Origin of the sequence: Mycobacterium sp. KBS0706 (assembly GCF_005938675.2) — a bacterium.
Classification (GTDB): domain Bacteria; phylum Pseudomonadota; class Alphaproteobacteria; order DSM-16000; family Inquilinaceae; genus Inquilinus.
In genome coordinates this window covers 1-2,907 of sequence record NZ_VCCH02000224.1, presented here as the reverse complement: position 1 = coordinate 2,907, position 2,907 = coordinate 1, and the positions used below count along the sequence as shown (strand labels likewise).

General features: G+C 68.1%; 2 protein-coding genes and 1 pseudogene. 2 read left to right on the top strand and 1 reads right to left on the bottom strand.

All coding sequences use genetic code 11. The features are described 5' to 3' along the window. Positions 1–106: 106 nt before the first annotated feature. A pseudogene (locus FFK22_RS41280) lies at positions 107–316 on the bottom strand (transposase domain-containing protein); the annotation flags it as partial. A gap of 312 nt (positions 317–628) precedes the next feature. On the opposite strand from FFK22_RS41280, the gene FFK22_RS41275 reads away from it, so the two are divergent. Then, entirely contained in the window at positions 629–814 is a 186-nt protein-coding gene (locus FFK22_RS41275; RefSeq protein ID WP_138893623.1) for a hypothetical protein, read from the top strand. Beyond that, a complete protein-coding gene (locus tag FFK22_RS41270; protein ID WP_138893622.1) occupies positions 801–2,873 on the top strand; it encodes a recombinase family protein in 2,073 nt (690 codons plus the stop codon). Before FFK22_RS41275 ends, FFK22_RS41270 begins: the two co-directional genes overlap by 14 nt. Positions 2,874–2,907 lie beyond the last annotated feature (34 nt).

The window sequence follows — 2,907 nt, the reverse complement described above, 5'->3', positions numbered from 1 at the left end:
GTAAGCGTCCGGCCGAGGCCGTGGACTTGGCAGACGGGCGACCGTCTGCAAGCTCCGAGTGCGGTTCTCCGTATCGGGAGGCGTGCGAGCCTGAGGGTTCTGCGGCCTACCGGAGAGCCGGCCAATGCCAGGGAAGCAGGTCTTGGATGCGGCTGATCGGGTGGCCATCGGCGATGCGGGCAAGGACGTCGCGCAGCCAGGCTTCCGGGTCGAGGCGGTTGAGCTTGGCGGTGCCGATGAGCGTGTACATCGCCGCGGCGCGGTCACCGCCGGCGTCGGAGCCGGCGAAGGTCCAGTTCCGGCGGCCGAGGGCAATCGCTGGGTCATTCTGCCCATGTCGAGCCTGAGGTCGAGGTCCACTACCGCTGGCATCCGCTCCATGGGCGCCGGGTTCGGCGGCACTACAGCGAACGGCGCGCCGGCGGCCAGTTCGTCCACGTCGAGGCGGAGCCCGGCGTTGTCATTGTGGTGGCGGCCTGGATGCTGGATACGGTCGCCTGCGCCGGCATGGCCATTGGCACGCCGCGCGCGGCGCTGTCGGCGCTGATCGATCTGCATCGCCTGCTGATCGAGCGCGGTTCCAGACGAAGCTCCCCGGACGATCCGATCATCGTCCAGGAGGAGCATGATGTCGTCCCGGCCAACACCATTGCTGCCGACGCCGGCCCCGCGCCAGCTCAGCATGGCGCTCGACTCCGCAAGGCTTCGGGGAATGAGCCCGGCCGAGCGCGGGACGGTGCTCGCCCGGCTGGCCAGCCTGCTGCTGGAAGCCGCCGGCGTCGCGGCAGAGGAGCGTGACGATGACCGGCGCTGAACTTCTGCCGGCAGCGGTGCTGAAGCGCAAGGCGGTGGTCTATGTCCGGCAGTCCACCCCGGCGCAGGTCCAGGGCAACCTCGAGAGCCAGCGGCGTCAATACGAGCTCGTCGATGTCGCGCGGCGCCGCGGCTTTCGCGACGTCGAGGTGATTGATGACGACCTCGGGCGCTCCGCCAGTGGGATGGCGGCGCGGCCCGGCTTCGAGCGGCTTGTGGCCTGGCTGTGCGCTGGTAAGGTTGGAGCCGTCCTGTGTCTCGACGCGTCCCGGCTCGCCCGCAACGGCCGCGACTGGCATCACCTGCTCGAACTCTGCGGCCTGGTCGAAGCCCGGGTGATCGACCTGGACGGCGTCTACGATCCCTGCCGGCCGAACGATCGGCTGCTGCTGGGCATGAAGGGCAGCATCAGCGAGTTCGAGCTCGGCGTGCTGCGCGCTCGCATGCTCGATGCCGCCCGGGCCAAGGCCCGGCGCGGCGAGCTGCGCATCAGCGTGCCGATCGGCTACCTCTGGCATCGCGAGATCGGCCTCGGCTTCGATCCCGACCTGCGGATCCAGGAAGCCATCCGGCTGATCTTCGCCCGGTTCCGCGCGTTGGGGAGCGCGCGGCAGGTCCTGATGTCGATGAAGGCCGAGCAGATCCACTTCCCTCGACCCTCCGACGGCAAGAGGTTGGTCGCTTTCGACTGGACGCCGATCCGCTACCGCAACGTGATCTCGGTGCTCAAGAATCCCTTCTACGCGGGCGCCTACGTCTACGGCAAAAGCGAGAAGCGCACCGTGATCGTCGACGGTCGTGCCCGGAAGAGCTATGGCCACGGCAAGCCGCTTGAGGCGTGGGAGGTTCTGTTGAAGGATCACCACGAGGGCTACATCGACTGGGCCGAGTTCGAGCGGAACCAGGTGCAGCTCGCCGCCAATGCCTACGGCCGGGTCGGCGGGGCGAAGTCGGGCCGCGGCGGACGAGCGCTGCTGGCTGGGCTGCTGTCCTGCGGGCGCTGCGGACGCCGCTTGGTGGTGAGTTACACGGGCCGGCCGCCGGGGCAGCCCGTCTATCGATGCGATCGGCCCAACCTGATGCTGGGGCTGCCGCGATGCATGACCTTCGGTGGATCCCGGATCGACGCCGCGATGGCCCAGGAACTGATCCGCGCCGTGGAGCCGATGGCGATCGAGGCGGCCTTGGAAGCTGAGCGGATGCACGAGGAACGACGAGAAGAACGGCGGCGCATCGTGGAGCTGGAACTGCAGCAGGCTCGCTACGAGGCCTCGCTGGCAGAACGGCGCTACGCTGCCTGTGATCCGGATAATCGTCTGATCGCCGCGCAGCTGGAGAAGAGCTGGGAAGCGGCGCTCCGCCGTGTGCAGGCGTGCGAGGCGCGACTGGAGACGCTGCAGACGGCGGATCCGCCCGGCACCGTCCCAGACTTTGCCGGGCTCGCCGATGATCTCGAAGCGGCCTGGAACGCCCCAGGCGTGAGCATGCGCGCTCGCCAGCGGCTCCTGCGAGCCCTCGTCACCGACATCATCGCCGATGTCGACGAGACGGCGCGCGAGGTCGTCCTGACGATCCACTGGCGGGGTGGTCAGCACTCGCAATTGCGGGTCCGCAAGCCGAAGAGCGGCGAGCACGGCTGCCGCACGCCGGAGGACGCTCTGGCGGTGATGCGCAGCATGGCAAGCCGCTGGTCGGACGAGGACATCGCCGCATCCTTGAACCGGATGGGAATGCCCACCGGCCAGGGCAAGACCTGGACCGCGCACCGCGTCAGCTCGGTGCGGCGGGTGAATGGGATCCATGCCTACCGATCCGCCGAGAAGAACGGCGAATGGCTCACCATGTCCGAAGCCGCCGCGGCGATCGGCGTCACGCGTCACCGCATCCGTCGCCTCATCGAGGACGGCATCCTTCCCGCCGAACAGGTCGTGCCCGATGCGCCCTGGCAGATCCGAGCTCGTGACCTTCATGACGAACGGGTGGCAACGGCGTTGAAGCGTGCAGACCGCCCGTGTCGGAGCGATTGCAAGAACCAACTTGCAATGTTTACAGACGCTTGAAAGACAGGGGCACAATAAACGCATCATCGCAATT

What these genes read in the sequence shown, in the direction of transcription:
- FFK22_RS41270 (WP_138893622.1), top strand. Translation starts at nt 801, where the DNA reads ATGACCGGCGCTGAACTTCTGCCGGCAGCGGTGCTGAAGCGCAAGGCG.
- FFK22_RS41275 (WP_138893623.1), top strand. Translation starts at nt 629, where the DNA reads ATGTCGTCCCGGCCAACACCATTGCTGCCGACGCCGGCCCCGCGCCAG.